Here is a 4,061-nt window from a genome sequence, read left to right on the forward strand (position 1 = left end):
CCGCGCGAGACCGTCACGGATCACACCAAGATCAATGCCCCTCGCGCGCCGCGCCTTAATCCCTCGGGTGGCCCTCGCGTCGTTCGCAACGAATCCGCACTAACGGTGCAGATCCAAGGCGCGAATGGTGATGACCATGTCCGCATGCTCGTGAAGCAGGGCGTCAATGAAGCCCTCGCCGGGCAAAACGAGCAGATGCGCCGCGGCGGGTTTGGTTCTGTGCAGGCGAGCTACCAAACAGACAAGGGTTAGCTATGGCATTCATCGGCTTGCCGACTGTCGAAATCGATTTTCTGGCGCCCTCTCGGACGCCAGTCGACATAAAGGGTGCTGCACTTGAGGGCGGGCGCCCGATCGCTGGAGAGCCGGCGGCTACGGAGCTATCGGGAGGCGGTCTTCTCTCGGCATCCTACGAAGAGTGCAAGATCACTGAGCCGGAGCAGTTTGAGTATATCAATTGGCTTGGCGCACGCCTCAATGGCAGCTTTCGTTTAGTCAATGTTCCGATTCCAACGGATTGGTGGGGTGCCTTCCCGAAGGTGGGCGGCCTAGCCGCACCATATGCGACCGGCATACCTCATTCGGACGGGGTGCTGTTTTCTGACGGCGCAGGGTACAGCCAGGCGACTGTTTCTGGCGAAGTCGTCTCGAATGCGGCACTCAATGCCGGCGTCTTGGTAATGACGACAACGGGCCTGTCAAGGCGCCTGCGTCACAGTGATTGGTTCTCAATCTATCACCCAACCAAGGGGTGGAGAGCCTATCGATACTGGGAAGTCATCAGTGCGCCCTCATCGATCGACGGCACCTACACGCTGGCGATCAACCCGCCACTGCGTGAGGCCGTTACCGCCGGTACGCGCGTGGAGTTTGCCCGACCGCGATTCGCCGGCCGGTTTCCTGCCGACTTCACCCTGCCGTCCGTGACGGAGGCGTTTTTCTCAATCAAGCAGGATATTCGCTTCGTGGAGGCCTGATGGACTGGGTTCCCTCGAATGTCGTCGATGCATTGGCGGAAAGCCACCAGCTCGGCATTTTTCTGCATATCGCGACCGTTCCCGCTCTGCGCGTATGGCTCGGCGTCAATGACATTCCAATTCAAATCGAAAGCGTCGACGAAGCCGGGGCGGTTTATCAAGGTGGCGGGCGCCTGATTGGCGTCCCAACGCTCGAGACACTGGTAAATGGAACGGCTGACAGCGTCGAGTTCGCGATGTCTGGCGTCGACCCTTCGAGCGGTGCAAAGGTTTTGGAGAGCATTCCGCCGGTCCGCGGAGCTGACGTTTTTGTCGGCATCACGACACTGGATGACTACTACCAGCCAATGAGCCAGATCGTGCCTCTGTGGTGCGGGACGGCAAGCCACCCGACTGAATCCAGCCCAACTGTTATGGGCGCAGAAAACAGATCGCTGACGCTCGGGCTCGTCGTTGCTGCCGGCAGCGAGACGCGAAGCCGGCCAGCCCGATCGTTGTGGTCATCCGCGCATCAGAAGGCAATCTCAGCGACAGATCGCTTCTGCGACAACACCTCCCGCATTGCGCGCGGCGTTCAGCCTGCTTGGCCAGCTTAGGGCATTCGATGAACATCAAGAAATTCCTGAGCCTGCCGCATCGCTTTCGATGGGGCGGGGCAGGCGGCGACGACTGCATGACGTTCTGCGCAACTTGGATTGCCGAGCGTACGGGAACCGACCCCGCAGCCCCTCTGCGTGGCACCTACAGCACGAAGGCTGGAGCGCACGCCGTTATGGCGGACTTCGGCGGCCCGTTAAAGTTCATGGAAATTCACCTGTCGAACGTTGGCGCATCCCGTACGGATGATCCTCAAGACGGCGATATCGGCCTCGTCCGCATGTTGGCGGGGGAGTGCGCAGATGACGTCGCTGTCGCCGAGGTCGGTGCAATCAGATTTGGCCCACTTTGGGCCTCGATTTCTCCCGCTGGCGTGATCGCCCGCCGTGCCGAGATGGTGGCGGCTTGGAGGCTTCCTCTTGAGTTTTCACAGCAGAATGATGCTCCAGCGTTACGGCTTGGGGCACACGACCTCTCTTTATAGCCAGGTTGTTTTCGATCCGATCCTGACGCCGCTTTTTGTCAGCATCGGCTTCACCGGATCGGTAACCATTGGCGCCGCTACCATTTCGACGGCGAGTCTAGCCTCCGCTATAGCCACCACGGCCGTTTCTATCGGCCTGCAGTACGCTTTGGCGCCGAAGCCGCCAAAGAGCGAAGCCGGCAAGCAGCCCCTAACGCAGGAAATTCCTTATCGCCAGTGGGTCGTAGGTCGTCGTCGCGTCGCCGGGGCGATGATGTTGTGGGAGGCGGTTGGAGACAACCTTTATGCCGTCCAAGCCATCGCAGGCCACAAGATCAGCGCGATAAACCGCCGCTGGCTGCACGACGATGAGGTCACGATCGACGGATCTGGCTTTGTAGTTGAGTTGGCGGGAGGCCGGTACGGAAACAACGTCGTCCAGCTTTTCCATCGCCTGGGCAACAATCCAGAGACGGCCTACGCGGACCTCGTTACCGCTCTTTCTGCTGATGATGTTTGGACGAACAACCATCGCGGCGACGGTCAGGCTTCGATCGCCTACATCGCCAAGTCGCCATCCGTCCAGAATTTCATGAAGCGGTTCCCATATGGAGCGCCTCGATTCACCGTTGAGGTGGACGGTGCATTCGTATGGGATTTCCGGATCGACGAGGACCCGTCGAACCCTGCCGCCTGGGTGTTTTCACGTAACGCCGCGCTTATCATGGCATGGCACCAGTGCTTCAGTGAGTTCGGCCATCGACGCAACTACGAAAAGGCCATCCTTCCCGTGATCGACATGTGGAAGGAAGAGGCTGACGTGTGCGACGAAGACGTGCCATTATCAGGTGGAGGCACTGAAAAAAGATATCTCTGCGACGGTTTTGCGACGGCGGAACACGATCCAAAAGTCGGCACGAATGCGATTCTGGCGTCGTGCGACGGCTGGCTTTGCGAGCGTGGTGACGGCGCCATTCTTTTTGTGGTCGGCAAATTCCGCGAGAAATATTGCGGAACGCTCAAGGACCGCGATGTAACCGGTTATCAGCTTCAGCACGATGTTTTGTTCAAGGACGAGTGCAACCGTCTAATTCCGAAATTCACCTTTCCAGAAACGGACTTCACCACCTCCGACACCGACTATTTCGAGGACACCGCCGCGCAACTCGCCGCCGGTCGCGTGCTTGCGCAAGAAGCCGATTATGGCTGGTGCACGCAGTGGCGTCAGGCGCGACGTCTCGGCATCCGAGACTGGAGGCGCTTCCAGGAGAAGAAGAAGGGGACGCTTGATGTCCGCCTCTCTGGGATCAACTCAATCTACTGCCGTTGGAACCGTCTTGAAACGCCGCTTGGTCTGCGTGCGCTGAACGGCATGATTGTCGAGAACAGGCGCTCTGTCCTGGCGCTCACAAAGGGCGGCTTCACGATGGATTTCGTGAAGCATCCCGAAAACATTGACGCATGGACACCGGCAACGGACGAAGGCCAACGGCCGCCGATCCCCGCCAAGCCCGCAATTCAGGGCATTCTCACCCCGACGATCCATAGCGTTGTTGCCGTACCGAAGAGTGGGGCCGCCTTCTTGCGCGTCGTCATTGATGTTGCTAGCGGCGATGCCGCGTCTGTGGCAGGCAAGACTGTCGCCGTGCGGTACCGCTTGAAAGACGCAGGGGGCGGTGTGCCAGGCGAATGGGTCGAGCAGAAATTCCCTGAAACGTCGATTACTGGTGGACAAATAACGGTCAGTACCGCACCGGTCCCGCCGGACACTCTACTTCAGGTTCAGGCCGTATATATCACGGCCAGAGGCATTTACGGCACATGGTCAGCAACTCAAGAATTGTTCACAGCCACCGACAATGTCGCCCCCCAAGCTCTGGCTTCCTTCACCGAGGCAAGCGCGAGCCCGCACTATGGGACGGCGCCGTTCAACGTTTCGGTGAAAAACGATAGCCATGCCGTGACTATGGCGATTTATCGCACGGTCAGCGGCGGAACCTTCAACGCGGCTACCGATAAGGTGG

General features: G+C 59.2%; 5 protein-coding genes. All 5 read left to right on the forward strand.

Annotation, left to right across the window (positions count from 1 at the left end):
- Nucleotides 1–252 (forward strand): hypothetical protein (locus ACOZKU_RS27775; protein ID WP_421581613.1); only part of this gene is annotated, 252 nt, incomplete at its 5' end.
- A gap of 2 nt (nt 253–254) precedes the next feature.
- Nucleotides 255–977 carry a hypothetical protein gene (locus tag ACOZKU_RS27780; protein WP_421581614.1) on the forward strand — a complete coding sequence of 241 codons (723 nt, stop codon included), beginning with the start codon at nt 255–257 and terminating at the stop codon, nt 975–977.
- Nucleotides 977–1,573, forward strand: a complete 597-nt coding sequence (locus tag ACOZKU_RS27785) for a hypothetical protein (protein WP_421581615.1) — start codon at nt 977–979, stop codon at nt 1,571–1,573. The genes ACOZKU_RS27780 and ACOZKU_RS27785 overlap by 1 nt, the downstream gene beginning before the upstream one ends.
- Nucleotides 1,574–1,581: 8 nt before the next feature.
- Nucleotides 1,582–2,058 (forward strand): DUF6950 family protein, encoded by a 477-nt coding sequence (locus ACOZKU_RS27790; RefSeq protein WP_421581616.1) that lies wholly within the window; start codon nt 1,582–1,584, stop codon nt 2,056–2,058.
- On the forward strand, nt 1,994–4,061 hold a 2,068-nt coding region (locus ACOZKU_RS27795), incomplete at its 3' end, for a hypothetical protein (RefSeq protein ID WP_421581617.1). The genes ACOZKU_RS27790 and ACOZKU_RS27795, both read left to right, overlap by 65 nt.

This window comes from Shinella sp. M31, assembly GCF_049199205.1.
Taxonomy (GTDB): domain Bacteria; phylum Pseudomonadota; class Alphaproteobacteria; order Rhizobiales; family Rhizobiaceae; genus Shinella.